Below are 24,379 nucleotides of genomic sequence, written 5' to 3'. Positions count from 1 at the left end.
GGGCGTCTCCCGGAGGCGCCTTCTCAGGACCGTACGAACTGCGGGCCCATCGGCGGCAGGGTGAAGTTCGGGTCCGGGGCGGGGGCCGCGGCCGCCGCGGGCTGCGGGTAGCCGTAGGCGGGCGGAGCAGCGGCCGGCTGCGGATAGCCGTACGCGGGCTGGGCGGTCTGCGGGTAGCCGTACGCGGGCTGCCGGTGCTGGATCGTGGCCTGCGCGTCGGGCCCCGTCGGCGCGGCCGGCGGGAAGTCGGGCGCGGGCGGGGCGGCGGGTGCCGGAACCGGCGCGGGAGCCGTCTGTGCCGGGGCCGGGTCGGGCTCGGGTGCCGCCTCGTCGACCGAGATGCCGAAATCGGTCGCCAGACCGACCAGCCCGGTCGGGTAGCCCTGCGCCACCGCGCGGAATTTCCAGCCATCGCCGCGCCGGTAGAGCTCGCCGCAGATGATGGCCGTCTCCTCGCCGGTCTCCGGCTGCACGTCGAAGACGGCGAGCGGCTCCCCGCCGGGCACCGTCGCGTCGTACAGCAGGATGCGGAGGTCGTGCACCTGGGCGAAGGTGGCGCCGTCCGAGGAGGCGGCGACGACCACCTGTTCGACCGAGCGGTCCAGCCCGCCCAGATCGGCCTCGACGGTGTCCGTCAGCCCCTCGGGGACGCTCCGCTTCGGCAGGTGCCGCACCAGGCCGGAGGGGTGGCGGGGCTGGTTGTAGAAGACGAAGTCCTCGTCCGAGCGCACGCGGCCGCCGGGGCCGATCAGCAGGGCCGAGACGTCCACGTCCGGCACCCCGGTGCCCGGGGTCCAGCGCAGCACGGCCCGTACGGCCAGGGTGTCCAGAGGGACGTTCGAGCCTTTCACCATCGCGTGCGTCATGCCCGTCATCCTGCCTGCTGGCGGCCCGCGCGGACAACGCGGGGGTCGTACCGAGTCTCCCGACGATCTTTCGGAACTGCCCGTTCCGGCACGCTTCGACCCATCGGGAAATGGTCGAGTTACCCGCAGTTCATGCGTGAGGGGAACTCTTGACACTCGCCCATACGTACTATTACCGGCCATGCATTCGTTGGTCGATCGGTCGGTTCGGGGGAGTTACATGCGTCATTTCGGGCATATCGCGCCCGCCGTGCGGGAGCGGCTGTTCTTCCGGGAGCCGTGCGCATTCGGTCCGGACGCACCCGCCCGGCTCCTCTCGGCCGCCCTGGGGGCGACCCTGTACAGCCCCGCCACCCGGCCGAAGCTCGCTGACGACATCGTCAAGCAGGCCGGTCGCGGCGTCGTCTCGATGGTGCTCTGCCTGGAGGATTCGATAGACGACTCCGAGGTCACCGGCGCCGAGGAGAATCTGGTCAGGCAGTTCGCCGACCTCGACGCCCGGGGCGCCGAGGTGCCGCTGCTCTTCATCCGGGTCCGCGAGCCCGGCCAGATTGGCGACTTGGTGCGTCGGCTCGGTGCCACCGCCCGAATGTTGTCCGGTTTTGTACTTCCGAAGTTCACCGAGGAGCGCGGCGTCCCCTTCATGGAGGCGCTCGCCGAGGCCGAGAAGGCCAGTGGTCTGCGCCTGTTCGCCATGCCCGTGCTCGAATCCCCCGAGCTGCTCCATCTGGAGACCCGGGCGGCCGCGCTCCACGGCATCGCCCGCACCGTCGACGCCTACCGTGACCGGGTGCTCGCGCTCCGGCTCGGCGTCACCGACTTCTGCTCGGCGTACGGGCTGCGCAGGACGCCCGACATGACGGCGTACGACGTGCGGATCGTCGGAGCCGTCATCGCCGACGTGGTCAATGTGCTGGGCCGGGCGGACGGCACCGGATTCACCATCACCGGCCCGGTGTGGGAGTACTTCCGGCTCCAGGAGCGGATGTTCAAGCCCCAGCTCCGCCAGAGCCCCTTCCTGGAGGGCCGGGCCGAGGACCTGCGCGCCACGCTGATCGAACACGACCTGGACGGCCTGCTGCGCGAGGTCGAGCTCGACCGGGCCAACGGCCTGCTCGGCAAGACCTGCATCCACCCCTCCCACGTGGCCCCTGTGCACGCCCTGTCCGTGGTCAGCCACGAGGAGTTCAGCGACGCCGAGGACATCCTGCGCCCCGAGCGCGGCGGCGGCGGCGTCCTGCGCTCCGCGTACACGAACAAGATGAACGAGGTGAAGCCGCACCGCGCCTGGGCCGAGCGGACCCTGCTGCGCGCGGAGGCCTTCGGGGTCGCCGGCCCGGACGTCGGCTTCGTCGACCTGCTGTCCGCGAGTGTCCCGGAGTGAGCGCGGAGCGGCCGGCGGAGAAGGGCGACGAAGAAGCGGAGAAGGGAGCGGCGGACGTGGTGTGGTCGGGCAGCTGGGTGACGGAGCGACTGGGCGTGGAGCTCGTCGGCGACGGCAGGCCCGAGGGCGACGGCGAGCTGCGCGAACTGCTCGGCCTCGCCCTGCGCCGCAACCCCCGGCGCGCCCACCTGCTGGTGTCGAACGTGCTCGGCAAGCACGTGCCGCAGAAGCCCTCCGTGGTCTACGGCACCGGATTCGAGCTGGGCCGCCGGGTCCGCGAACTCCTGGGTACGGCCGCGGCGGGCCGGGCCGTCGTGCTCGGCTACGCGGAGACCGCCACCGCCCTGGGCCACGCGGTCGCCGACGGGCTCGGCGAGGCCCCGTACCTCCACTCGACCCGCCGCCCCGTGGCGGGCGTGGCGCGGGCGGGCGGCTTCGAGGAGTCCCACTCGCACGCCACCTCGCACCTGCTGCTCCCGGAGGACCCGGAGCTGCTGGCGGGCGGCCGCGGCGCACCCCTGGTCCTGGTCGACGACGAGTTCTCCACCGGCAACACCGTCCTCAACACCGTCCGCGACCTGCACGAGCGGTACCCGCGCGACCACTACGTCATCGTCGCCCTGATGGACATGCGCTCCCCGGCCGACCGGGACAGGCTGGCCCGGTTCGCCGAGGAGATCGGCGCCCGGGTCGACCTGGTGGCGTACGGCTCGGGCACCGTCACCCTCCCGGAGGGCGTCCTGGAGAAGGGCCGGGCTCTGGTCGCCGCGCACGAGCCGGCGCCCCTGGAACAGCCCCGCGTCCCCGCCCCCCGCCCCTGCACCCGGATCGACCTCCGGTGGCCCGCCGGGGTGCCCGACGGCGGCCGGCACGGCTTCACCCCCGCCCACCGGGCGGCCCTGGAAACGGCCCTCCCCGCCATGGCCGCCCGCATCGCCGGACAGCTGGGCGACGCCCGGCGCGTCCTGGTCCTCGGCTTCGAGGAGCTGATGTACGCCCCGCTGCGCCTGGGCACGGCCCTGGAGCGGCTCACCGACGCCGAGGTGCGGTACTCCACCACCACGCGTTCCCCCGTCCTCGCCGTGGACGACCCGGGCTACGCGATACGGACCCGGCTGGTCTTCCCGGCCCACGACGACCCGGACGACGGCCCCGGCGACCGGTACGCGTACAACGTCGCGGGCGCCGGATTCGACGCCGTGCTGCTCGCTGTCGACTCCGCCGCCGACACCCCCGAACTCCACGCGCCCGGCGGCCTGTTGGAACAGCTCGCCGCGCACACCGGTCACGTACTGCTCGCGGTCGTCCCCTCGTACGTCCCCGGCCCCCGCACGCACGCCCCCGAACGGCAGGAAACCTCCATGCTGCCCGAGCCCCTCCGCGGCCCCGCCTTCTCCTCCTACGCGCCGGACGAGGTCGGCTGGCTGCTCCAGGACCTCTCGGAGACCGAGCTGGAGGCGCCCACCGAGGAGCGCGAGGAGGCGATACAGAGCGGCGGCGCGCACTACGCCGAATCGCTGCCCGTCGAGTACCAGCCCTCCGCCGAGTACCAGGAGCTGTTCCGGTCGGCGCTGAAGCTGTCGGCCGCCCGGATCGCGCGGGCCGTCGGCACCGTCACCGAGACGGTCCTCGCCGAGCGTGGCCCCCGCCCGGTCCTGGTCTCGCTGGCCCGGGCCGGTACCCCCGTCGGTGTGCTGATGCGCCGCTGGGCCCTGCACCGGCACGGCGTCGAGCTGCCCCACTACGCCGTCTCCATCGTGCGGGGCCGGGGCATCGACGCCAACGCCCTGCGCTGGCTGGCCGCCCACCACGACCCGGCGGACGTCGTCTTCGTGGACGGCTGGACCGGCAAGGGCGCGATCACCCGCGAACTCTCCGCGGCGCTCGCCGAGTTCGAAGGATTCGACCCGGAGATCGCGGTGCTGGCCGACCCCGGCGGCTGCGTCCGCACCTACGGCACCCGGGAGGACTTCCTCATCCCGTCCGCCTGCCTCAACTCCACCGTCTCCGGGCTGATCTCGCGGACCGTGCTCCGCGCCGACCTGGTCGGCCCCGACGACTTCCACGGCGCGAAGTTCTACCGGGAGCTGGCGGACGGCGACGTGTCCGGCCTCTTCCTCGACACCGTCGCCGAACACTTCGACGAGGTCGCCGACGCGGTGGACGCCGAGGCCAAGGACCTGCTCGCGGCCGACCGGGCCCCCACCTGGGAGGGCTGGGCCTCCGTGGAGCGGATCAGCGAGGAGTACGGCATCCACGACGTGAACCTGGTCAAGCCGGGCGTCGGCGAGACCACCCGGGTGCTGCTGCGCCGGGTCCCCTGGAAGATCCTCACCCGGCGCGGCGCGGGCGCCGACCTCGACCACATCCGCCTGCTGGCCGAGCAGCGGGGCGTACCGGTGGAGGAGGCCGACGACCTCCCGTACAGCTGCGTCGGCCTGATCCACCCGAGGTACACCCGCGGCGCGACGGGCGCGGACGGCCGGGCGGTGGACGCGAAGTGACCGGTTCGTCCGAGGCTCCCGCCACCGGTCCCCTCACGGCGGCCGGTCCCGAGGTGCCCACCGGCGTCGAGGCATCGGCCGGTTCCGAGGCATCGCCCGGTTCCGACGCTCCCGTGACCCTCGTCGCCAGCGATCTCGACCGCACCCTGATCTACTCCGCCGCGGCCCTCCGGCTCACCGGGCCGGACGCCGAGACCCCCCGGCTGCTCTGCGTGGAGACGTACGACCACAAGCCGCTCTCCTACCTGACGGAGACGGCCGCGACGCTCCTCGACGAGCTGTCCCGCACCACCGTCTTCGTCCCCACGACCACCCGGACCCGCGAGCAGTACCGGCGCGTCCGGCTGCCCGGCCCCGCCCCGCGCTTCGCGATCTGCGCCAACGGGGGGCACATCCTCGTCGACGGCGAGTCCGACGCCGACTGGCAGCGGCGGGTGACCCGGAGGATCGCCGAGGAGTGCGCCCCCCTCGCGGAGGTCCGCGCCCATCTGCTGGCCTCGGCGGATCCGGCCTGGCTGCGCAAGGAACGGGTCGCCGAGGACCTCTTCGCCTACCTCGTCGTGGAGCGCCCGCTGCTGCCCGGGGGCTGGGCCGATGAGCTGGGCGCCTGGGCGTCCACGCGGGGCTGGACGGTCTCCCTCCAGGGCCGCAAGATCTACGCCGTACCCGGCCCGCTCACCAAGAGCGCGGCCATGAAGGAGATCGCCCGGCGCACCGGCGCCACGCTCACCCTCGCCGCCGGCGACAGCCTCCTCGACGCCGACCTGCTGCTCGCCGCCGACCGAGCCTGGCGCCCGGACCACGGCGAGCTGGCCGAGGCGGACTGGAGCGCCCCGCACACCGAGGTGACGGCGGCGCGGGGCGTCGCGGCGGGCGAGGAGATCCTCCGCTCCTTCCTCCGGGCGGCACGCGCGGGACGACCGTCCTGACCCCTGACCCCGTCGTCCGGACACCCGGCGGTGGAAAGATCGTCCTGACTCCGTCGTCCGGACACCCCGCGGTGGAAAGATCGTCCCGACGCCGGACGTGACCACGCCCGGCCGCTCGACGCACCGGGAGCACCGTCATGACCAAGGGCAACGAAACGAAGATCACGGACGAGCTGTACGCGTACATGCTGGCGCACAACCCGCCCCTCGACGAGGTCCAGCGCGCGCTGGTGGAGACCACGTACGCCCGGTTCCCCGAGCACGCCGGGATGCAGTCGGCCGAGGAGCAGGGGCCGCTGCTCGGCTTCCTCGTCCGACTGACCGGCGCCCGGCACGTCGTGGAGGTCGGGACGTTCACCGGCTTCTCCGCGCTGTCGATGGCGCGGGCGCTGCCCGCCGACGGCCGGCTGATCGCCTGCGACGTCTCGGAGGAGTGGACCGCGTACGGCCGGGAGGCGTGGGAGAAGGCGGGCGTCGCGGACCGGATCGACCTCCGTATCGCCCCCGCGCTCGACACCCTGCGGGCGATGCCGGCCGAGCCGCACATCGACCTCGCCTACCTGGACGCGGACAAGGGCAACTACATCCCGTACTGGGAGGAGCTGGTTCCCCGGATGCGGCCGGGCGGCCTGATCGTCTCGGACAACGTGCTCTTCCACGGCCGGGTCACCGACCCGGAGGCGACCGGCGGGGCGGCGGCGATCAAGGAATTCAACGACCACGTGGCCGCCGACCCGCGGATGGACAGCGTGATGCTTACCGTGTCCGACGGCCTGACCCTCTCCCGCAAGCGGTAGCGCGCGTCCGGGGCCGGTCGGTAGTGCTGTGGCGGCCGTTCAGCCGCAGCAACCGCCCCCGCAGCAGCCTCCGCCGCCCCCGCCCGACGGGGCGGCGGGCGCCGGCCTGCCCGACGACGAGCCGCCGACGGCGACGGTGGAGAGCAGCTTCACGGTGTCGGTGTGCCCGGCGGGGCAGGAGGCCGGGTCGGAGGACTGGGCCATCGGACGGCTCAGTTCGAACGTGTCCCCGCAGGAGCGGCAGCGGAATTCGTATCGAGGCATGCCCTCAGGTTAGCCGTGGCCCGGCGCCGTGGGGGATGGCCGGCATCGGCGGTTCAGAGGCTGGTACGGCGGACGACCGGTGCCGGTGCCGGTCCGCCGGTGGCAGTTCGCCCGGCGGTGGAGAGGGGCCGACGGAGGCTTCCGGACCGTGCGGGACGGAGATCCCGCACGGCAAGGCCGCAGGGCAACCACTCGCGACGCCGTGAACCGACCACTCCGCGACGCCGTGGGGCGACCGCTCCGCGACGCTGGGGGGCCGCTCCATGGCCCCGTCCGGTGGTCGGTGGTGGTCCCGCTCCGCGATTCCGTGCGACGACGCGGCCCGGAGGTGGCCGGACGCGCTCAGCCCCGCCCCGCCCCGCGCTCCTCGCGGATCCCGGAGACCACCCGCGCGGCCGTCTGCCGCACCGCTTCCGTCTCGGTCAGGAAGTGCCAGTAGTCGGGATGCCGCCCGTCGAGCGTGGCGACGGCGCGGTCCAGCCGGGCCACCGCCTCGTCCAGCGGGCGGGCGTGGCGCGGGTCGGGCGTACTGCGGCCCTCCATCGCCAGCCGCTGGGCGTCCCGGACCGCGAACCGGGTCCGCTCGATCTCCTGCTGCGGGTCCTTGGCCACCGCGTCCAGCTGCCGCAGCCGGTCACCGGCCGCCGACACCGCCTCGTCCGTGGCGTTCAGCAGGGCGCGGACCGTGCTCAGCCGGGACGTCGCGTCCGCCCACCGCTGTTCGTCCCGAGCCTCGGCGGCTTCCTTCAACTTGTCCTCGGCCTGCCGCACATTGACCGCCGCCTGCTCCGGAACGCGCTGGAGGTCCTGCCAGCACACGGCCGAGAAACGCCGCCGCAACTCGCTCAGCACCGGATCCACCGAGCCCGCCCGGGTCGTCAGAGCCTCGGCACGGGTACGCAGCGACACCAGGCGGTGGTCGATCTCGGCGGCCCGCGCGGGCAGCTTCTCCGCCTCTGCCCGTACCGCCTCGGCATCGCGCAGCACCCGGTCGGCCCGCTGGAGGGTCTCCGGGACGCCGTGCCGTCCGGCGCCCTCGTTGAGCCTGGTCAGCTCGGGGGCGAGGGCCGCCAGCCGGGCGGCGAGGTCGTCCGCCCGGAGCCCGGACGCGCGCGCCGCGTCGAGCGCGTTACTGGCGCCGAGCAACGCCTGCCGGGCCCGCTCCACGGCGGGCGCGAGCCGGGCGAGCTGCGTCTCCGCACTGCCCAGCAGCGGCCCGAGCCCCTGCGTGAACCGGTCCAGCTCGGCCTTGACCCGGACCAGCTCGTCCTTGGCCCCGGTCAGCTCGGCCCGCGCGCGGGCGGCAACCGAGGACTCCAGGTCGTCCCGGTCCAGATCGTGGGCGTCGACCGCGGTGATGTACGTGTTGCTGGCCTCGTCGATCCGCCGGCCCAGGGCGGCGAAGTCGTCCACGGCCCTGCGCGCGGCGGGGGAACCGTCCACCGCGGTGATCGTCTCGATCGAGATCCTCAGGTCGCGCTGGGCGGTGTCCAGCTCGTAGAAGGCCTCGGCGGCCGCGTCCTTCGCGGCCTGCGCCTCGGCGCGCTGACTCTCTCCGCGCCCGCCGAACCAGCGCCTCGTACCGCCACCGGCGAAGGCCGCGGGCAACGCGGCGACCAGCAGTGGCACCGGCAACAGCACCAGCGCGAGGACATCGCCGACTGCGGAGCCCCCGCCCGCTCTCCTCCGCGGCCGTGCGTCTGTCGCCCTCACATCCCTCTCCCGTGCTGCTCGCCCCTGCCCGGTACATTCTCCCACCCGGTAAAGACGAACACACGTGCCGGTTAGTTCGCGTTTCGGACCCTGACTTGGCCGTTGTCGCTGCGAACCTTCACCACATGGCCGCTGCCCGCGCCCACCGCGACCTGCGGTACGTCCACCGAGGCGTTTCCATTGCGGGCGGCGGCGTCCACCGCGTACTTCGTGGAACCGGGCGGCAGGTCGATGGTGATCGAGCCGTTGTCGCTCACGGCCTCCACCCGGTCCGGAGCGCTGGTGAAGCGCAGCCGGATCCTGCCGTTGTCGCTCCGCGCCGACACGGACCGGGCCGACACCCCCTCGGTGAGGATCTCGCCGTTGTCGCTGGACAGGTCGAGCGGCCCGGCGGAGTCCCGGACGGAGACCCTGCCGTTGTCGGCGCGGAGCGTGAGCGGCGTCCGGAAGCCGGCGGCGGTGATCTCCCCGTTGTCCCCGTCGACGACCACCGCCACCCCGCGCGGCACCTTCACCCGGTACTGCGCCGAACAGTTGCTGATCAGCGCCTCGCACTTCACCCGGAGCGACAAGGTGTCGTCCCGCATCCCCCACTCCGGATCGGGCCCGCTCCCGAGCACCCCCCAGCCGTCGACCCGCCGCGTGACCTCGACCTCGCGCACATCGGCCGGTACGAGCTCCAGCGACGACGACCGGGTGTCGATGGTCAGCGTCTTCCCGCTCAACGCGAACGACTTGTGCTCGGCGGGCGCCCCGCTCACATCCGTACTCCCACAACCGGTCAACGCGAGCACCATGACCGCGACGCCACCGGACGCGACGAGAACACGGGTACGGGCATGGGTACGGGTACGGACTGTCACGATGATCTTTTCCCCCGGAGTCGAGCGACGACCGCCTCGCACGGCGCGCACCTCACCGTACGATCACCCTCCGCCCCACCAGAACGGGGCGGACCACCGTACGAAGGTGGGGATATCCCCCGTACACCCCGACCCCCTCCCACGAGGCCGGATACCGTTTGTGACCGGGGGCCGTGGGCCATGTACGCTGTTGCTTCATCCACGGGTGCGTAGCTCAGGGGTAGAGCGCTGCTCTTACAAAGCAGATGTCGGCGGTTCGAAACCGTCCGCGCCCACCAGCCAAAACGCCCCCGCAGCGAGCCGCTGCGGGGGCGTTGACGGTAGTTCTTGACGGCAGTCGCTCAGTTGGACGGGCGGCGACGCCGCAATAGGCGGTCCATGTGACCCATCGCCTCCCTTCGATTGTCGTCGGAGACGTGGGTGTAGATGTTCATCGTGACGGCGATCTGTGAGTGACCCAGAATCTCCATCACGACGCGCGCCGGTACACCTGCGGCGAACAGGAGTGTGGCGCATCCGTGCCGGGCGTCGTGCAGCCGGATGCGGGGGAGCCCTGCGTCTTCTGTGATGCGCTCGAACGAACGGCTGAGGTTTCTCGGCTCGATCGTGCGACCGGTGCGAGTCGTAAACACGTAGTCGCTGTCCTCCCACGCCTGCCCTGCGGCGAGGCGCTGCGCGGCTTGTCGCAGACGTTGCCAACGCAGGGGTGCCACGCACATGAGCGGGACGGGGATGGCACGGGTACGCCGGTTCTTCGTGGAGTCCGCGTAGAGCTCCTTCTGGACCCGCTGGATCTGGTTGCGCACGGTGAGCGTGCGACGCTCCAGATCGATGTCGGACCAGCGCAGTCCCAGGATCTCTCCTCGGCGCAGGCCGAGGGCCACAGCCAGCACGAACGCCGCGTACAGCGGGTCCTTCCTCGCAGCCTCCAGGAAGGTTGTCGTCTGGCCCAGATCCCACGGCTTGAGCTCCCGGGACTGCACCCGAGGGGCCGGAACGAGCTTGGCCACGTTCCGGCTAATCAGCTCCTCTCGGCATGCGGCCGTGAGCGCGCTGCGTAGGACGCGGTGCGACTCCTTGGCCGTGGCTGCCGACGCCTGCGCTGTTACTGCTGTGAGCATGCGGCGCACGTCGGCTGCGCCCAGGGTCTCCAGACGCTTGGAGCCGATGTGCGGGATCAGGTAGCGGCGGACGTGTGTCTCGTACTTGGCGTACGTCGTCTTCTTGCGGTCGTTTCTGACGAACTCGTCCAGCCAGTACGGCAACCACTCGGAGAGCTTGGCCGAGCGGGTGGGAGTGGGGACGCCTTGGCGGTCCCGCAGGACCAACTCCTGTCGCTTGGCGTCGCACTCATCCCAGGTGGCCCCGTAGACGGTTTTGCGCTTGCGCGTGCCGTCGGGCTGGGGAACGTAAACCCGGGCTTCGTATCGCCCGTCTTTGCGCTGCCAGATGCTGCCGGCACCGTTCGGATTCCTCTTGCGTGCCATCAGGCAGCGTCCTCCAACTGGTGGTCGATAAAGGTTCGGAGAGCGTCAGCGGGCACCCTGCGGCATCGGCCGATCTTGATGCTCTTGAGCTGACGTGAGCGGATGAGGTCGTAGACCTTGAAGCGGCTGAGGGCGAGCGCTTCCATAACTTCCGGGACGGTGAGTGCTCGGTGAGTGGTGGGCAGGGCAGAACTCACTGCGGCCTCCAAGGGCGGAACATCGGGAGCGGGCGCGTGTCTGTCCAAGGTGCGGATCTCTGCGTCACGGCGTCACCAGCGTCACGCATGGCCCCTGAGCTGGGGTTTTGTGGTGACGCAGGGGTGTCGGAGTGCGTCATCTGTGACGCAGGCGTCCGTCACTGTGACGCGGGCTGTGACGCAGGTGACGCAGGATGACGCAGCCGAAAGCGCTCTGCGTCACGCCTGTTGCGGCAGGTCAGGGGGTGGTTCTGGCCGTCCGGTGACGCTGTGACGCAGCGCTTCCTTTCTTAAGAAAAAAGAGAGGGTGGTTTCTGTTGTGGTGCGGTGCGTCTGAAGGCGTGAATGCGGAGCCGCGGAGCGGCGCGTCCTTTGGGCGGCAAGCTGCCGAACAGCAAGAGGAGCACGTCCTGCCGCGTGGCCGGGGGGCGTGCTCCTCTTGCTTGTCGGGCCGGGCCGGTCAGAGCAGCGGGGGTTGCTCGTGCGGCGACGGGACCGGACGGCGGGTCATTTCGACGTAGCGCCCCTCTCTGGTGCGTCCCCAGTCGATGAGGACTCCTCGCGCGGCGAGGGTGGGCTGAAGGCGCTTGAGACGGTCCGAGAGGACTTTGCCGGTGGTGGGCCACCCTTTGGGCAGGGGGCGGCAGTCGTCGCCGCTGTAGAGGCCGGTGAGGCTGTGCAGCCACTCCGAGGACGTCATGCGCTGCTCTGCCCCCGGGTCGAGGGTGGCGGCGTGCTTGAGGACGGTCTGTGCAAGCAGGTCGCCTTCGATGACGTCGTCGTTGAGGTCGTCCAGGCTGGTTCGGTAGGCGTTGAGCGTCTGGAATCCCATCGCGGCGTCGAGCTGCGCGCACAGGTGCGCGAAGTCCGCCATCCGCAGATCGGTTGGAGTCTCGGCCTCGGCCGCGCGGACCTTGACTGTGAGGTCGAGCAACGACCCGAGGATGACGGGCAGGGCCTCCTCGAACTCGGTCCAGAGTTCGGCTTCGGTCCGCCGCACCGTGGGGCGCTCCAGACGCAGGGGCAGCAGGCGTTCGGCGAGGTCGGGGCGGATGACACCGACGTCGATGCCGGTCAGCAGCAGTGGGCGGCGGTAGCGGGAGCGCACGACGTCTCCGTCGCTGAACAGCGCGCGCTTGATGCTCTCGGCCCCGGTGACGATGCAGCACATCAGGTCGGACAGGTCCGGGGCCAGATGAGAGAGGTTGTCCAGGGCGGTGACCCACCCGGCCGCGACGGCCGTGATCAGGTTCTCCTCATCACGCGGGGCGCGGCGCAGGTCGCCGGTCATGCCCTCGATGATCCGTACCAGCATCCGGCCCGCCGTGGACTTGCCGGCGCCCTGGGGGCCGGTGAGGAAGGGGGCGGGGACGGGCACGGACGGGCCGAGGCAGCCGACGAGCCAGGCGAGGGCCAGAGACTCGGTCTCGGCGGTGGCGAAGTTCGTCAGCCGCAACAGGAGGTCGATGCCCTTGCTGTCGGTGTCGCGGGCGGGCATGGGAAGTTCCCCGGTGAGCTGGGTGCGCCGCCAGCAAACCTCTCGCGGGTCGGGGATGCGAATGTCCCAGCCGTTGGGGTGGATGCGGACGGACTGTCCGTCGTCGCGGCCCAGGTCCAGCCACGTCGCCCCGTCGAACCCGGGGGCGACGCGGATGTGGGTGGGCTGCACGTCCTGGCTTAGCGCGAGTGCTTCGATCAAGTCCAACGCCTCCTTGAGTGACGTGCCGTTGAAGACGCCGACCCCGTCGTTGAAGAGGTCGACCATGAGTTCCTGCCGGTGGCTGCCGGTCGTGCCCTGGGAGCGGATCGGGCGGGCCACGGGGTGGCCGATCCGCTGGGCGTAGACGGTTCCCTCGGTGGTACGGAAGTACCTGAAATGGCTCTGCGCGTACTCGGTGATGACCTCACGGGCCGGGGTCTTCTCATCCTCGGACATGACTCACATCCCCAGTGCGGTACGGGCGTTGGTCCACGCGTCGGTGCAGTGCCGGGGGCTCTCGCCCTTGGCCTGAGCGGCGGTGAACAGCCGTCCGATGTGGGTGTCGGTCAGGCAGCCGCACCGGCCATGCGCGGACAGCACGGCGAGGAACGTCCGGTACACGGTCGCGTGCACGCCGCTGCGGGCCTCGGTGATGCGCTGCTCAGCCATGGCGATACCGCGCTCCAGATAGGCGGGCATGCGATGACGGCACTCCCCGCCCCCGCCCGGACCAGGCACCGCGACGGTCACGGGCCGGACGGCTGGTGGCTTCTTCACGACCAGCGCGCGCACGACGCCCGGAAGACGGGTCATGGTCCCGGTGCCGGGGCCGAGCCACCGGGCGTAGGACATTGTCGACTTGACGTCGACGCTGGGGCGAACCTTGTTCGCGGACTGCATCGCCCCGAGGTAGATCCAGTGCTCCCCGCGGGTGGTGGGCACGGTCCGGGTGGGCGGCAGCGTTTCGCGGGCCCAGGTGATGGCGTCGGCGTTGTCGAGGTCGACGACGGTGACCCCGGCCCCGCCGGGGTGGTAGGCGACCGCATGTGCCTGCCGCCACGCCCCAGCCCACGCGGGGGACCGAAGGACGGCGGGGTCGGTGGTGGCGGCGGCCCAGCCGTGGCACGGGCGCGGGCAGGAGCAGGGCCCGGGGGTCTTCATGTTCGGGCGTCCGCCGCACGCGTTGTCGGCGCAGTCGGGGCAGTTGCCGACCGGGCGCTTGCCCGCGCGCAGCGGCAGCATGGGCACACCGGCCGCCGCCAGTTCGAGGGCGGACCTCAGGTGGTCTCGCCGGACCGGGACAGGTTGAGTCATGCTGGGTGTCTCCAGTTCTCGTGAGAGAGCGGCTGGACGACGGCGGCCCCGGATCATTGGCGTGAGACGGGGGCCGCCGTCGGCGCAACTACTCGCAGGTGCAGTCGGGGAACTCGCTGCTGCCGTCCGCGCCGCATCCGCAGCAGTGCGGGTACGGGTAGGGCTCGGTGTCGTCGGCGGGGTCGCACAGTTCGCAGTCGAGGTACTCGGGTTCCTCGGTCGCGTCGTAGGCGTCGTGGTCGGTGTGGGTGTTGGTCACGCGGGTGTTCCTCTCGGGTGGGAGAACGGGGCTGGGGAGGGGTTCGGGCGGGTGGTGGACACCCCCCTTTACCGGCCTTACCTTGCAGGTCAGGGGCCCTTACCTCCCCCTCTACCGGGGTAAAGGGCCCCCTCTACTCCGGGGCCCCTGCCGGAGGCCGCCGGAGGGGCGGTGAAGGGGGTTGATCGGTGGGCTGGGTAGAGGGGGACCCCTTTACCTGCCGGTGCTGAGGAGGATCTCGGCGGGCACGGCGGCCTCGATGTCGCGGCGCTGGTATCCGGCGCCATTGGAGCCGCTGATCTTGACCTGCTTGCTGGTCCGCTTGACCCCGGCGGCCTCCAGCTCGGCGGCGAGCTGTTCGGCGTTGAAGTCGCCGTACACGTCCTCGTCCAGGTTCACGAGACCGTTCAGCAGATCCGTGGTGAACATCCGCGGCGAGTGCCGCATGACCTCAAGCGCGTCGGACACGATCGCGGGAACCGTGACGCCGGCCGCGTCGGCGGCGGCGGTGACGTCGCCCGCGGCTTCCCCGGTGAGCTGCCCGGCCTGCTCGCGCAGGACACGGCCCTTGCGGCACAGTCCGGCGAACGTCGGGCCGTCGAGGTAGTCCGCCCGCACCGTCACATACGACGCGGGTCCGGTGACCAGGACGCCGACGCCCTTGTGGTCCTCGGACAGGACCGAGGCGTCGGCGCCCTGGGCGGCCTTGCCCTTGCCCAGCACCATGTCGGAGGACGTGCGGTCGACGACCTGTGTCGAGTAGCGGATGGTGATGATCTCCCGCAGCTTCGCCGGAACCGACTCCGCGTCGGGCCGCTGGGAGGCGAAGTTGCTGATGAATCCGGCGGCCGGTCCGCGTCGGGCGATGCGGCACAGGTCGTTGATGACCTGCTCGCGGTCCTCCTTCTCCATCGCGGTGAAGTACTCCTGCAGTTCGTCGATGGTGACGAAGATGACCGGCAGGTTGTACTTGGCCACGATGTCCGGGGTGAGCTTGCCCTCGGGGCAGACGGAGGTGGGCAGGTCCCTGAGCAGGGCGAACCGGCGTTCCATCTCCGTGAGGAGTTCGGCGAGCATGGCCTTCAACGCTTCGATCGCGTCGTCCTCGGCACCCATGACCAGCCGGTGGGCAACGGCCTTCATGGGCATCCAGTCCGCGCCGCCCTTCCCGTCCGCGACGTAGTGCCGCACGAACGCGTCCAGGAGACCGGCGGCCGTGAGCAGGCGCTGGGAGAACGTCTTGCCCCGGCGCGGGAGCCCGCCGAAGAACATCGACTGCCACATGACCGGGATCTCGACGCGGACGCCCCGGGCGTCCTGGCCGAAGGGGACCGGCTCCCAGATCGAGAACCTTTCCGCCTTTTCCAGCGGCGACGGGTTCGGCGTGCCGAGGTAGGGGTCGTCGTCCGCGACCCACATGGACACCCGACCGGCGTTGCCGCCCTTGGCGGCGCGGACGCGGGACATGATGACCTGGATCTCGTCCACCCCCAGCTCTTGCGCGATGACCTCACGTTTGGCCAGGACGTCGGAGGCGGTCTTGCCGCCACCACGGGGCAGGTCGAAGATCACGGCCCAGCCACGGCCGTCACGGACCGGACCCATCGAGCAAGAAACGCGCGGGCCTTCCTCGTCGCCCTTGCCGCTTTTCAGGAGGCCGGCGGCGCGGAGCGCGTCGTTGAGCTGCTGCGCGGACATGTCGACCCGCAGCGGCGGGGCGCCCTGGTCCAGGAACTGGGTGTCCTTGCCCCGTCCCAGGTAGGCGAGCGGGGTCACGACGGCCCCGGCGATCCCGGTCTGAAGCATCGGATCGGCCAGGGCGATACCGATTGCGGCGGCGGCCACACCGACGGCGGCGGCACCGAAGCGCCAACGGCGGGTGCGGGTCCGCTCTGCGTGGGCCATCTGCAACCGCGTCGCCAGTTCCACATCCTCCGGCCTGGCCTTGCTCTGGGCGCGCAGGGCCTTGACGGTGGCGCTGTGGTCCTGCGCGGACAGCGTCGGCCACAGCCCGACCGTGGCGCGGAAGAAGCCGCGGGCGGCCAGCAGCACGGTCTTCACGAGGTACTTCGGGGTCCGGATGCCGTGGTAGCGGGCGTGCCACCAGGACAGCCGGACCAGGGCGGTGGCGTTGGCCTTGATGGACGTCGCGGACCGGGCCCACGCGGGCAGGACCGGGGCATCCGGGACGGTCAGCCAGTCGGCCAACGGGTTGTCCGCCCGGTCCACCGCCTCCTCACCGGCAGCGGCCGGGGCGGTCTCGGTGTCGGAGGGGTCCTTGACCAGGGACACCGGCGGGGTGCCGGGGCGGTGGTCGTCGAGATGGTGCAGGGTGCCCATGTCGGCCCCCTCAACAGCGAGTTCGGTCATGACTGTGCTCCTGCCTGGAAAGGAGCGGGGTGGGGTGTGGTGGTTTCTTCAGCGCTCCGCGCGGGCCACGGCCGTGCGGAGGATGTCGGCGTGGTCGAAGGCGAGCCGCTCGGGGAGGTCGTCCAGCGGCCACCAGGCGGCGCGGCGGGCGTCGTCCCCGGCGGCGGTGGCGGTGCCGGTGGGGACGGTCGCGAGGTAGGCGACCGTGACGTACCGGCCGCGAGGGTCACGCCCGGGGGCATCCCAGGTGCCGATCTGGCGCAGGGCCTCAGGCGTCACGCGCACGCCGGTCTCCTCGCCGAGTTCCCGGACGGCCGCGTCGAGGGAGCTCTCGCCCGGGTCCACGTGCCCGCCAGGCAGGGCCCAGTAACCCTCGTAGGGATCCCAGCCCCGCTCGATCAGCAGCACGCGCCGATCGGGGGTGAGGATCACGATGTCGGCGGTGAAGCGGATGGTCTCGAACGTCTCGGTCTCGGTCATGGCTTCTCTCGATTCGGTGGTGGGTGGGTTCAGCGTTCGGCGCGGGCCACGGCGCGTTCGGCACGGCGCACGGCGTCCTCGGCCTGCTTGCGGGCCTGGCGGGCGGCGGTGCGGTCTTCGCGGCGGGCGGTGCGCTCGGCGGCCTTGGCGTTGGCGAGGGTCTGGCGGGCGTCGGCCTGCACCTGGTGCAGGGCTTGCAGCTCCTGGGCGCCGCGCTCGGCGGCCCGCTGGTCGATCTTTTCGATCCGGGCTTCCAAGCGCGGGTCAACACAGTCGGCCATGGCCTGCCGGAAGCCCTTACGGAAGAGACGGTTGCGCTCACGCTTCTCGGCGGGGGTGTAGCTCTCCACGGTGTCCTCCCTGGGGCGGCCGGGACTGTCCCGGCTCCCCGCCCGCCCCGGCCACCAGTGGCGGCCGGGAGGGACGGGCAGCCGTCAGGCGGGCCGCAACTCGAAGGCGTGGCACAGGACCGGGCCGATCAGGGGGCCGATCCGGTTCACGGTCCACCGGCCCCCGGTCAGCGGGCCGGGCGGTACGTCGTCGACGATGTGGCCGGTCCTGCCGACCGCACGCGGGTCGTCCTCACAGCGGACGATCCGCACCCTGTCGCCTGCCTTGAACATGGCGGGCTCCTTTCGGGTCAGCGGCGGCGGGCCTTGGAGAGGGACTTGGCGGCGGCCTGGCCGTCCGCACCGCCGACCGACTTCACGACGGTCACGACACCCCAGGCGAGCACCGCCGCAAGGAACGCGAGGATCGCGAGGTTGGCGGCGATGGCGGTCAGGGCGCCGACGAGGAGCGGGCCGAAGTACACGCCCGCCGCGACGGCTCCGGCGCCGACACCGGAGCCGAGCGCGATGCGCTGGACCGTGCGGTCGGGCGGGGCGTGGTGGATGTGCTGGACGATCTGCTGCGGCGGCGCCTGCGGGGCGGGCAGGTGGGCCGCGTCGGCGTAGGTGTAGGTACCGTCCGGGAGCTGGACGACAGTGACCGCCCGGACAGGCTCAGGGAGATGGGTCACGGCTGCTTCCTTCCGGCCCGGACGCGCTTGGTCCAGGCGTCCTGACGGGCGATGAACACGGCATGGATCGGGGCCCCGGTGGTGCAGGGCTGGTCGTTCTGGCAGGCGACGCAGGCTCCGACGTGCTTCGTGGACGCCTCGAACGCGCGCATGTAGGCGATGAACTCGCTGTCGCGGGACACGGGTCTCTCCTCGGTCCAGGTGGTGCGGTTGATTTCAGGCGACGCGTTTCCACGCGGCCCGGAGCCGGGTCTCGGACGCGGAGTGGCCGGCCGCGCGGAAGCGGGCGGCCATGTCGCGGTAGGACAGGGCGGGGGATTCGCTGTGACGGATCTCGTCGACCAGCACGTCCAGGGCTTCATCGGTGAGCGCGGGCCCGGACTCCAGAGCAGGGGCCACCGGTTCCGTGGGGCCCCACACGGGCAGCTCCCACCGGGACGCGACGCCCAGGGTGTCGTCGGGCGTGACGCCCACAGTCACGCTGGTCAAGGCCCGGTTCGTGCCCTCTCCACCCCGTGCCTGCTCCAGCGTCGACCACGCCCCGGAGAGGGCTTTCGCGGTCCGGGCCTGGACGCGTGCGACGCGTGCCCCGGCCTGCGTCACGGCCGTCAGCCGCGTCTCCTCGGTACCCGCCTGCGCCCGCAGCCGGGCACGCGCCACAGCCGCGTCATCACGGGCCTCCTGCTGAATGCCCCGGATCTGAGTCAGGGCCCCGACAGTGAGCGCGGTCCGCTCCCACATGGAATGGACCAGCCACAAAGCCTTGGCCGCGATCGGCAGCCACGCCACGGCCAGCCAAGCACCGGTGGACTCTTCGACGGTCAGCGCGTGCGCGACCAGGACCCCGGTGGCGACCAGGCCAAAGGACCACCCGACCACGGTTACCGGCGTGGAGTGGTCGCCCTGCGCGGCGAGTCGGCGTTCGTAGGCGAGGGTGGCCAGCCACCCGCCGTCGATCCCGAGACCGACGACCAGCGCGACCAGCCACGGCATCACCGGGCCCAGCCACATCATGACCACGGCCAGAGTCAGCGCCATGGACACCGCCGTCATCGCGACGGCCGGCAGAACGGTCTTCCCTGTCCTCACGCCGCACCGCCCGCCTGCGCCGCGGTGCGGTTGGTCAGGTCCCGGCGGGCGGCCATGACCCGGTTACGGGCGCGGCGGATACGCCGCTCGTCCAGCTCGGCGGCCGGGCGGTCGATGGTCATGATCTGCGCGTCCAGCAACTCGACCTCCGCCCGGATGAGCGGCATCTCCGCCTCGATCGCGTCCAGCTCGGCCGCCGACGGCCCGCCGTCGAGCGAGGCCGCCGTAACAAGGGCCTGAAGTGCAGCGATGGACTTCATGGGTCGTTTTCTCCCTAGCTGTGGAAACGGCCTGAACAGCGGCTCCCGGGTGGCACCCCGGGAGCCGCGCGCCGTTGTGGTGGGAACCGCACACCAGTGGTGCGGCGGGCCGCGAGAGATGCGGCCAGTGCCCCGGGCCGGATTCGATCCGGCGCCCTTCGCGGCAGGTTGCCGGGGCTGGCTGTGCTGGTCAGAAACGGCGGGAAATGGTGCCGTGGTTGTCGCCCTCGACCACGGTCATGCCCTTGCCAGAGAAGGTGCGGCCGGTGTCCTTGCTGTTCGTGCCGGTGTCGCCGTCGTGGATGTCGCCGTTCATCGCGACCGGGCCGGTGTTGCCCGAGATGACCGTTCCGCCGATGTCGCCGGTGTGGTCGCCGTTGACGATGATCGTGTTCTTGCGGGCCATTTCTGCTCCTTGGGTAAGAGGCCGGCCGGTGGTGGCCGGAGTGCTCCGGGCCGGATTCGATCCGGCGCCCTCACGGCTCCCGCAGGGGCGGGCCCGGGGCTGAGTGGTGAGGGTCAGGCAGCCGTCGCGGCCGCACGGACGAGACGATCGGCCGCCTCGATCGCGGACAGGCGAAGCGCGTTCAGCGCCTGGGAGTCGGCAGCGTTCCGCAGCGCGTACGACGCGGCAGCGGCCTCGTGCGCGGCATTAGTGAGAGCCGGAGCCAGGATCACCAGCGTGGTCAGCGGGGCGGTGAGAGCGGACCGGGTGGAGTGGCTGGCCGCCCGCGCTTCCCGGTACTCGGCCTCGGGAGCAGCGGACAGCCGCAGATCCTCACGCGCCCACATCGTGCGGCGGTGATCGGCCAGAGCCACGGTCAGCGCGGTGACAGCGGCGATCCGGTCCCGCCGCACCTCGTGAGCCCTGGACTCGGCCCGGTCCGTGCGGGCGGTGCGCTGCTGGAGCAGGTACGCGGTGACGGAGCCGAGCAAGGTGCCGGCCACCGCGATCAGGCTGGTCCACATGGTGTCTCCTCATGAACGACGGGGGATGAACGGGTGCGGGCCCGGCGCTGCAACACCGGACCCGCCTTGCGTTCCACAGCAATCGCAATCAATGGAGTCGTCGAACCGGCTCCCCTCAACCCCGCCCGTACAGCCGCGATGAGGACTGGACGGGCGGAGGAGGCAACCGGCCGCAGCGCCGGAGCGCTGCGAGGTTTGTGAGTTGCGCTGTACATCACGCGGGAACCCGCGTGGCCGCCTACTTGGCCGAGGAGAGGCGGCGTGATCCCCATTCAGTTGTCAACAAAAGCCAGTCGCTCCCCGGCAAGCGCGGTAACCCCTGGTGAGAGGGGCTCTCGTCCTCACGAGACCCGCCGGGCGCTCTGCGGTCGTGCAACTCGAAGCAGCCCAAAGAAGGGCCTCGTCCGCTCGCTGTCCTAGGACTGCGGGCGTCTGAGATGACAATGACGCACAGTCCCAGGACTGTCAACAGTCCTGGGACTGTGTTTGACTGGACCTGTCGAGAGGAGTTGGCGTGGCACCCAAGTGGCGAGAACTGGCAGACAAGCTGGCTGAGCAGATCAAGGGGGGCGAATACACCCCTGGTCAGCAGCTTCCGCACATCCGAGACCTGGTCGAGGCTGGTGAAGGTTCAAAGTCCACGGTCCATGCGGCCTACAAGGCCCTGGAAGCCGAAGGCTTGGTGACTTCTTCCCGAGGTCATGGCACTGTCGTGCGGCAGCAAGCCCCGCTCAAGAGGCTCGGTATCGCTCGGTACGACAAGGCCAAGTGGCGTGACGGTGATGAGGTCGCATTCATCGCTGACCGCGTAGCTTCGGGCCGATCGCACAAACGTGGCGAGCAGACACAGAACGTCAGCCGTGTGCCAGCCACGCCGCTTGTAGCGGCGGCGCACGGTTTGCCGGACGGCTCCGAGGTGTACGCACGTGCCCGCCTCGTGAAGGAGGGTGACCAGCCGACACACACCTTGACCAGCTACTACCGTCCCGAGCACGTCGAGGGAACACGGCTTGTCGACCCGACGCCGGGGCCAGCAGGCAAGGGTGGTGGCTACCGCGTGCTCTATGACGCGGGATACGAGATCGATCACATGCGGGAGGAGCTGTTCGCTCGCCCCGCGACATCGGAGGAGGCTGCGCTACTCCAGTTGACGCCCGGCGAGTGGGTCGTGGAGCTTCACCGCACCACCTGTACAGCTGACGGGACCGTCGTGGAGTTCGCGGTCGGTATTCACGCGGCGAGCCGCTTCGCCTGGGCATACGACTTCAAGGTCCCCGACTCGGCGCAAGGAGCAGCCCAGTGATCTCTACGCAGGCATGGTCGGATGCCCAACAGCTTTGGACCTTTCAGCAGATGCGCCACGAGCCGCACTCCTGCTCGGTGGCCATCGGGCTCGGCAGTCATGACCTGGGTGTGGCAGACGTGACGGTTGATCTGTACCGGCGTGGCATGTTCCCGCTGATGGTTTTCACGGGTGCTACCAGCCGCACGACGCGCGACCGGATGCCCCGCGGGGAAGCCGAGCACTATCGGGAACGGGCGCTGGAGCTGGGCGTTCCCGACTCAGCCGTCCTTGTCGAGCCGAACGCGCGGAACACGGGAGAGAACATCAACTTCTCGCGCGCACTGCTCGCAGAACGGCACGTCACCGTCTCGTCCGTGCTACTCGTCAGCAAGCCGTACGAGGAACGGAGGGCCTATGCGACTGCGCGCAAGCTGTGGCCGGGGGTTGAGTTCGTAAGCGCTTCGGCGCCGATGACCCTCACGGAATACGTCGACTCGATCAACGACCCACGGCTTGTGCTCGACATGCTCGTTGGGGCTCAGCAGCGTCTGCTCATCTACCCGGAGCAGGGTTTCATGATTCGGCAAGAGGTCCCGGACTCTGTCGCCAAGGCCTACGAGCGATTGTGTGCTGCTGGGTTCACAAGTCGCCTCGTCCCGGTGCCGTGAGGGCGCTAAGGCCATGCGTGGGCCAGGCGCTTCCGCGAGCAAGCGCATTAAGGCGTAGTCGCAGGTCAGGTGGGGCAGAGCCGCGCCAGGTGGAGCGGTCTTGAGTGTCGTTCCCCTCCCCCGGTGCCCGAGGGAGGGGAACGGTTGGACGCTAGCGAAGCGCTTCTGTGTGCAGGCGTCGGGCGGTGGCAGCGAGGAGCCGGCGAAGCTTGTCCTTGTTGACGCCGTAGGTCTTGAGGGCGTGGCAGTTGGGACACAGGGCGATCATGTTCGAGGGGACGTCAGGTCCGCCCTTGGCCAGGTCCTGTACGTGGTCGACCTGCAAGATTGGCTTGCCCGCCGTAGTGCGTTCCTTGGGGTGGCCGGCGCACTCGGGGCTCTCGCAGTTGCCCTTGCTGCGTCGGATGACTGCCGCCCTTGCGCTGGGGTCACGGACGAAGCGGTCAGCCAGTGAAGGCTTCTTCAGTTGCCCCCGCTGCTCGGCATTGGCTTCCGCGTTCTGCGTCAGTCGCCGGTAGGCGTCCTCGTCGCTCTCCGAGGTGTCGCGCACTTCTGGGTCTAGGTCGCTCGGGAGGTAGGCGTTTGTGTCGTCGTGCAGGGCGCCCGTGTCAGCATCGAGCGCTTCCAGAACATCCGCGGGCCACGTCTCACGCTCTGGTGAGGGGACAGGGGCCAGTACCCATAGAAACTCCCGGCGCCACTGCTTGTCCTCTCCGACGCCCCATCGCAACCGGCGCTGCACGATGACGGCCCACGTTTCGAAGCTGAACTGCTTCTGAAAGGGCTTATGCCAGTAGCGCAGAGGACGGCTGGCAGACTGGTACTCGGCCATGAGCTCGTTGCCGTCTTTGATCTTCTGGTCGCCCGAGAGCCCGTCTCCGACGTAGGCGATCCAGTCCGTATCCGGCATGCGGCCGTCAGCGTACGGCCCCTTCTCGTCCGAGAAGGCACTCAGGACGCCGTCGGCGGTACAGCCGATGCCTGCCATCTTCTGACCGCCATACGCACGCCAGATGGCGTCCCGGTCCTTGAAGCTCTCACCGAGCTGGGGGCGTAGAGCGTCCGCCCATCTGCCGGCGAGCAGGTCGTGCAACCCGAAGTCCTTCAGCAGGTCGGGAGGCAGCGGGAAAAAGTAGCGCAGGATGAGACCGGCTGCGGCTGACGCTGCGGCTTCAGGGTGCGATTGCAGCAGAGCGTAATCGTCCTCACGGAGACCGCCGGCGGGGTCGACCTGGTTCAAGGACTCCGGAGCGGGGCGCCGGCCGCGGCTGGTGAGGACGAGATCCTCCGCACGGTCCAACATCCACAAGCCATCGCGCACGAGTGCCCAAAACGGGTATCGCGCGCTGTCCATGCCGTCATCGACCTGAGCGTACTTCTCCAAAAGCGGGGCCACGGCATCGCGCGTAGCCGACCACGATCGCATGCGTGGGGCGCCGGTCACAGCCTGGCCGATGGCCCACAGGAGAAGCACGGGCCGGTGCAATGGTGTGCCGGCCGCGCGCCGTGCTGGCCGCACGTCTCCCACACGTCGGTGAAAGGTCTTGGGCGGCTCCACGACGGTGAAACCCTCCCGCCTCAACCAAGCCACCGCGTGCTTGAGACCACCACTGAGCCCGGGGGATGAGGGCTTGAGCGCTACGCCAAAGTCGTACAAGTGGGCAACACCGGCTATGGCCTTCGAGTCGTACTGCCGCCCCTCGTGAACGAGTAGGTACGTTGCAGCTGCGCGGAAGCCGTACTCAGCACGGAAGGCCTCCGTCCCAAGTCGGTCGTGCTCAGCAATTGCTCGCAGGATCCCCGTGCGGGTGATCTCGGAAGGTGCCATGGCGACACGGTAGATCAGAGCACTGACAACGAACTGGGGTCTTTCCCGACGAGGGCGTTATGCGTCAGGCCTGCTCGCAGCTGTATCCGCAGCGGACACCCCGGTCTCAGTTGGTGCTGATTCCGGGGTGGTTCGCTTCCGTCCAGGACAGTCCTGCAAGGCGCCTGACTAGGTACGTAAGGCTTGCGACGGATGTCCGTGGACGCCCCCGGACCAAGATCGGACAACTTGAGAACCGTTGTGATCCCAGTGCGGTAGAACTTTCCCTACTTCATCAAGGTGCCCGCGCAAGGCGCGGGCTGGCCCCTTGGGTCTGGCCCTCAGCGCCTGTGACGCCAGGGCCTGACCCAGT

26 protein-coding genes and 1 tRNA gene are annotated in these 24,379 nt (G+C 70.6%); 7 read left to right on the top strand and 20 right to left on the bottom strand.

Annotated features, from left to right (window positions below):
- Positions 1 to 23: 23 nt before the first annotated feature.
- Positions 24 to 866, bottom strand: coding sequence for a TerD family protein (locus ACIQGQ_RS04485; protein WP_402390554.1), 843 nt, complete (start codon positions 864 to 866; stop codon positions 24 to 26).
- 220 nt (positions 867 to 1,086) lie between these two features.
- Between ACIQGQ_RS04485 and ACIQGQ_RS04480 the strand changes: the two genes are divergently transcribed.
- The 4 genes from ACIQGQ_RS04480 (at position 1,087) to ACIQGQ_RS04465 (ending at position 6,480) form a co-directional block, all read left to right on the top strand.
- Entirely contained in the window at positions 1,087 to 2,250 is a 1,164-nt protein-coding gene (locus ACIQGQ_RS04480) for an HpcH/HpaI aldolase/citrate lyase family protein (protein WP_402390552.1), read from the top strand.
- Between the two features lie 56 nt (positions 2,251 to 2,306).
- Complete coding sequence (locus tag ACIQGQ_RS04475) at positions 2,307 to 4,754, top strand: phosphoribosyltransferase (RefSeq protein ID WP_402391949.1); 2,448 nt, start codon at positions 2,307 to 2,309, stop codon at positions 4,752 to 4,754.
- A gap of 53 nt (positions 4,755 to 4,807) precedes the next feature.
- Positions 4,808 to 5,683 (top strand): HAD family hydrolase, encoded by an 876-nt coding sequence (locus ACIQGQ_RS04470; protein ID WP_402391946.1) that lies wholly within the window; start codon positions 4,808 to 4,810, stop codon positions 5,681 to 5,683.
- A gap of 137 nt (positions 5,684 to 5,820) precedes the next feature.
- Complete coding sequence (locus ACIQGQ_RS04465) at positions 5,821 to 6,480, top strand: O-methyltransferase (protein WP_352279451.1); 660 nt, start codon at positions 5,821 to 5,823, stop codon at positions 6,478 to 6,480.
- 39 nt (positions 6,481 to 6,519) lie between these two features.
- Here the strand turns inward: ACIQGQ_RS04465 and ACIQGQ_RS04460 are convergent, their stop codons facing one another.
- The 3 genes from ACIQGQ_RS04460 to ACIQGQ_RS04450 form a co-directional block, all read right to left on the bottom strand.
- Positions 6,520 to 6,744 carry a zinc ribbon domain-containing protein gene (locus tag ACIQGQ_RS04460; protein ID WP_402390549.1) on the bottom strand — a complete coding sequence of 75 codons (225 nt, stop codon included), beginning with the start codon at positions 6,742 to 6,744 and terminating at the stop codon, positions 6,520 to 6,522.
- Between the two features lie 342 nt (positions 6,745 to 7,086).
- A complete protein-coding gene (locus tag ACIQGQ_RS04455) occupies positions 7,087 to 8,457 on the bottom strand; it encodes a hypothetical protein (RefSeq protein WP_402390546.1) in 1,371 nt (456 codons plus the stop codon).
- Positions 8,458 to 8,528: 71 nt separating this feature from the next.
- Positions 8,529 to 9,320 carry a DUF4097 family beta strand repeat-containing protein gene (locus ACIQGQ_RS04450; RefSeq protein ID WP_402390544.1) on the bottom strand — a complete coding sequence of 264 codons (792 nt, stop codon included), beginning with the start codon at positions 9,318 to 9,320 and terminating at the stop codon, positions 8,529 to 8,531.
- Between the two features lie 203 nt (positions 9,321 to 9,523).
- On the opposite strand from ACIQGQ_RS04450, the gene ACIQGQ_RS04445 reads away from it, so the two are divergent.
- Positions 9,524 to 9,598 (top strand) — tRNA-Val (locus tag ACIQGQ_RS04445).
- Positions 9,599 to 9,661: 63 nt separating this feature from the next.
- Here ACIQGQ_RS04445 and ACIQGQ_RS04440 read toward each other — a convergent pair.
- From ACIQGQ_RS04440 to ACIQGQ_RS04370, 15 genes are all read right to left on the bottom strand, one after another.
- Positions 9,662 to 10,807 carry a tyrosine-type recombinase/integrase gene (locus ACIQGQ_RS04440; protein WP_402390542.1) on the bottom strand — a complete coding sequence of 382 codons (1,146 nt, stop codon included), beginning with the start codon at positions 10,805 to 10,807 and terminating at the stop codon, positions 9,662 to 9,664.
- Positions 10,807 to 11,004 (bottom strand): helix-turn-helix domain-containing protein, encoded by a 198-nt coding sequence (locus ACIQGQ_RS04435; RefSeq protein ID WP_402390539.1) that lies wholly within the window; start codon positions 11,002 to 11,004, stop codon positions 10,807 to 10,809. The genes ACIQGQ_RS04440 and ACIQGQ_RS04435 overlap by 1 nt, the downstream gene beginning before the upstream one ends.
- Positions 11,005 to 11,464: 460 nt before the next feature.
- Positions 11,465 to 12,940 carry an ATP-binding protein gene (locus tag ACIQGQ_RS04430; RefSeq protein ID WP_402390536.1) on the bottom strand — a complete coding sequence of 492 codons (1,476 nt, stop codon included), beginning with the start codon at positions 12,938 to 12,940 and terminating at the stop codon, positions 11,465 to 11,467.
- Positions 12,941 to 12,943: 3 nt separating this feature from the next.
- Entirely contained in the window at positions 12,944 to 13,798 is an 855-nt protein-coding gene (locus ACIQGQ_RS04425; RefSeq protein WP_402390533.1) for a bifunctional DNA primase/polymerase, read from the bottom strand.
- A gap of 88 nt (positions 13,799 to 13,886) precedes the next feature.
- A complete protein-coding gene (locus ACIQGQ_RS04420) occupies positions 13,887 to 14,057 on the bottom strand; it encodes a hypothetical protein (protein WP_402390531.1) in 171 nt (56 codons plus the stop codon).
- A gap of 213 nt (positions 14,058 to 14,270) precedes the next feature.
- Positions 14,271 to 16,427, bottom strand: coding sequence for an FtsK/SpoIIIE domain-containing protein (locus tag ACIQGQ_RS04415; protein WP_402390528.1), 2,157 nt, complete (start codon positions 16,425 to 16,427; stop codon positions 14,271 to 14,273).
- 48 nt (positions 16,428 to 16,475) lie between these two features.
- Positions 16,476 to 16,907 carry an NUDIX domain-containing protein gene (locus ACIQGQ_RS04410; protein ID WP_402390526.1) on the bottom strand — a complete coding sequence of 144 codons (432 nt, stop codon included), beginning with the start codon at positions 16,905 to 16,907 and terminating at the stop codon, positions 16,476 to 16,478.
- Between the two features lie 29 nt (positions 16,908 to 16,936).
- Positions 16,937 to 17,257 (bottom strand): hypothetical protein, encoded by a 321-nt coding sequence (locus tag ACIQGQ_RS04405; RefSeq protein WP_402390524.1) that lies wholly within the window; start codon positions 17,255 to 17,257, stop codon positions 16,937 to 16,939.
- Positions 17,258 to 17,341: 84 nt separating this feature from the next.
- Complete coding sequence (locus ACIQGQ_RS04400) at positions 17,342 to 17,530, bottom strand: hypothetical protein (protein WP_402390521.1); 189 nt, start codon at positions 17,528 to 17,530, stop codon at positions 17,342 to 17,344.
- A 17-nt stretch (positions 17,531 to 17,547) separates the two neighbouring features.
- A complete protein-coding gene (locus tag ACIQGQ_RS04395; RefSeq protein ID WP_402390519.1) occupies positions 17,548 to 17,928 on the bottom strand; it encodes a DUF6251 family protein in 381 nt (126 codons plus the stop codon).
- Positions 17,925 to 18,110, bottom strand: coding sequence for a hypothetical protein (locus ACIQGQ_RS04390; protein ID WP_402390516.1), 186 nt, complete (start codon positions 18,108 to 18,110; stop codon positions 17,925 to 17,927). The genes ACIQGQ_RS04395 and ACIQGQ_RS04390 overlap by 4 nt, the downstream gene beginning before the upstream one ends.
- A gap of 34 nt (positions 18,111 to 18,144) precedes the next feature.
- Positions 18,145 to 18,981: a protein spdB gene (locus ACIQGQ_RS04385; RefSeq protein ID WP_402391943.1), complete on the bottom strand. Its 837-nt coding sequence runs from the start codon at positions 18,979 to 18,981 to the stop codon at positions 18,145 to 18,147.
- A 32-nt stretch (positions 18,982 to 19,013) separates the two neighbouring features.
- Positions 19,014 to 19,277 carry a DUF6284 family protein gene (locus ACIQGQ_RS04380; RefSeq protein ID WP_402390513.1) on the bottom strand — a complete coding sequence of 88 codons (264 nt, stop codon included), beginning with the start codon at positions 19,275 to 19,277 and terminating at the stop codon, positions 19,014 to 19,016.
- A 190-nt stretch (positions 19,278 to 19,467) separates the two neighbouring features.
- Complete coding sequence (locus ACIQGQ_RS04375; protein ID WP_402390510.1) at positions 19,468 to 19,683, bottom strand: hypothetical protein; 216 nt, start codon at positions 19,681 to 19,683, stop codon at positions 19,468 to 19,470.
- A 113-nt stretch (positions 19,684 to 19,796) separates the two neighbouring features.
- Complete coding sequence (locus tag ACIQGQ_RS04370; protein ID WP_402390507.1) at positions 19,797 to 20,246, bottom strand: protein kilB; 450 nt, start codon at positions 20,244 to 20,246, stop codon at positions 19,797 to 19,799.
- A 514-nt stretch (positions 20,247 to 20,760) separates the two neighbouring features.
- Between ACIQGQ_RS04370 and ACIQGQ_RS04365 the strand changes: the two genes are divergently transcribed.
- Positions 20,761 to 21,549: a GntR family transcriptional regulator gene (locus ACIQGQ_RS04365; protein ID WP_402390504.1), complete on the top strand. Its 789-nt coding sequence runs from the start codon at positions 20,761 to 20,763 to the stop codon at positions 21,547 to 21,549.
- Positions 21,546 to 22,199, top strand: a complete 654-nt coding sequence (locus tag ACIQGQ_RS04360; protein WP_402390502.1) for a YdcF family protein — start codon at positions 21,546 to 21,548, stop codon at positions 22,197 to 22,199. The genes ACIQGQ_RS04365 and ACIQGQ_RS04360 overlap by 4 nt, the downstream gene beginning before the upstream one ends.
- Before the next feature lie 151 nt (positions 22,200 to 22,350).
- Here the strand turns inward: ACIQGQ_RS04360 and ACIQGQ_RS04355 are convergent, their stop codons facing one another.
- On the bottom strand, positions 22,351 to 24,027 hold the full coding sequence (locus ACIQGQ_RS04355; RefSeq protein ID WP_402390500.1) for an HNH endonuclease: 1,677 nt from the start codon (positions 24,025 to 24,027) through the stop codon (positions 22,351 to 22,353).
- Positions 24,028 to 24,379 lie beyond the last annotated feature (352 nt).

This window comes from Streptomyces sp. NPDC092952, from assembly GCF_044754785.1.
GTDB lineage: Bacteria > Actinomycetota > Actinomycetes > Streptomycetales > Streptomycetaceae > Streptomyces.
This window is presented reverse-complemented; position numbering and strand designations above follow the sequence as displayed.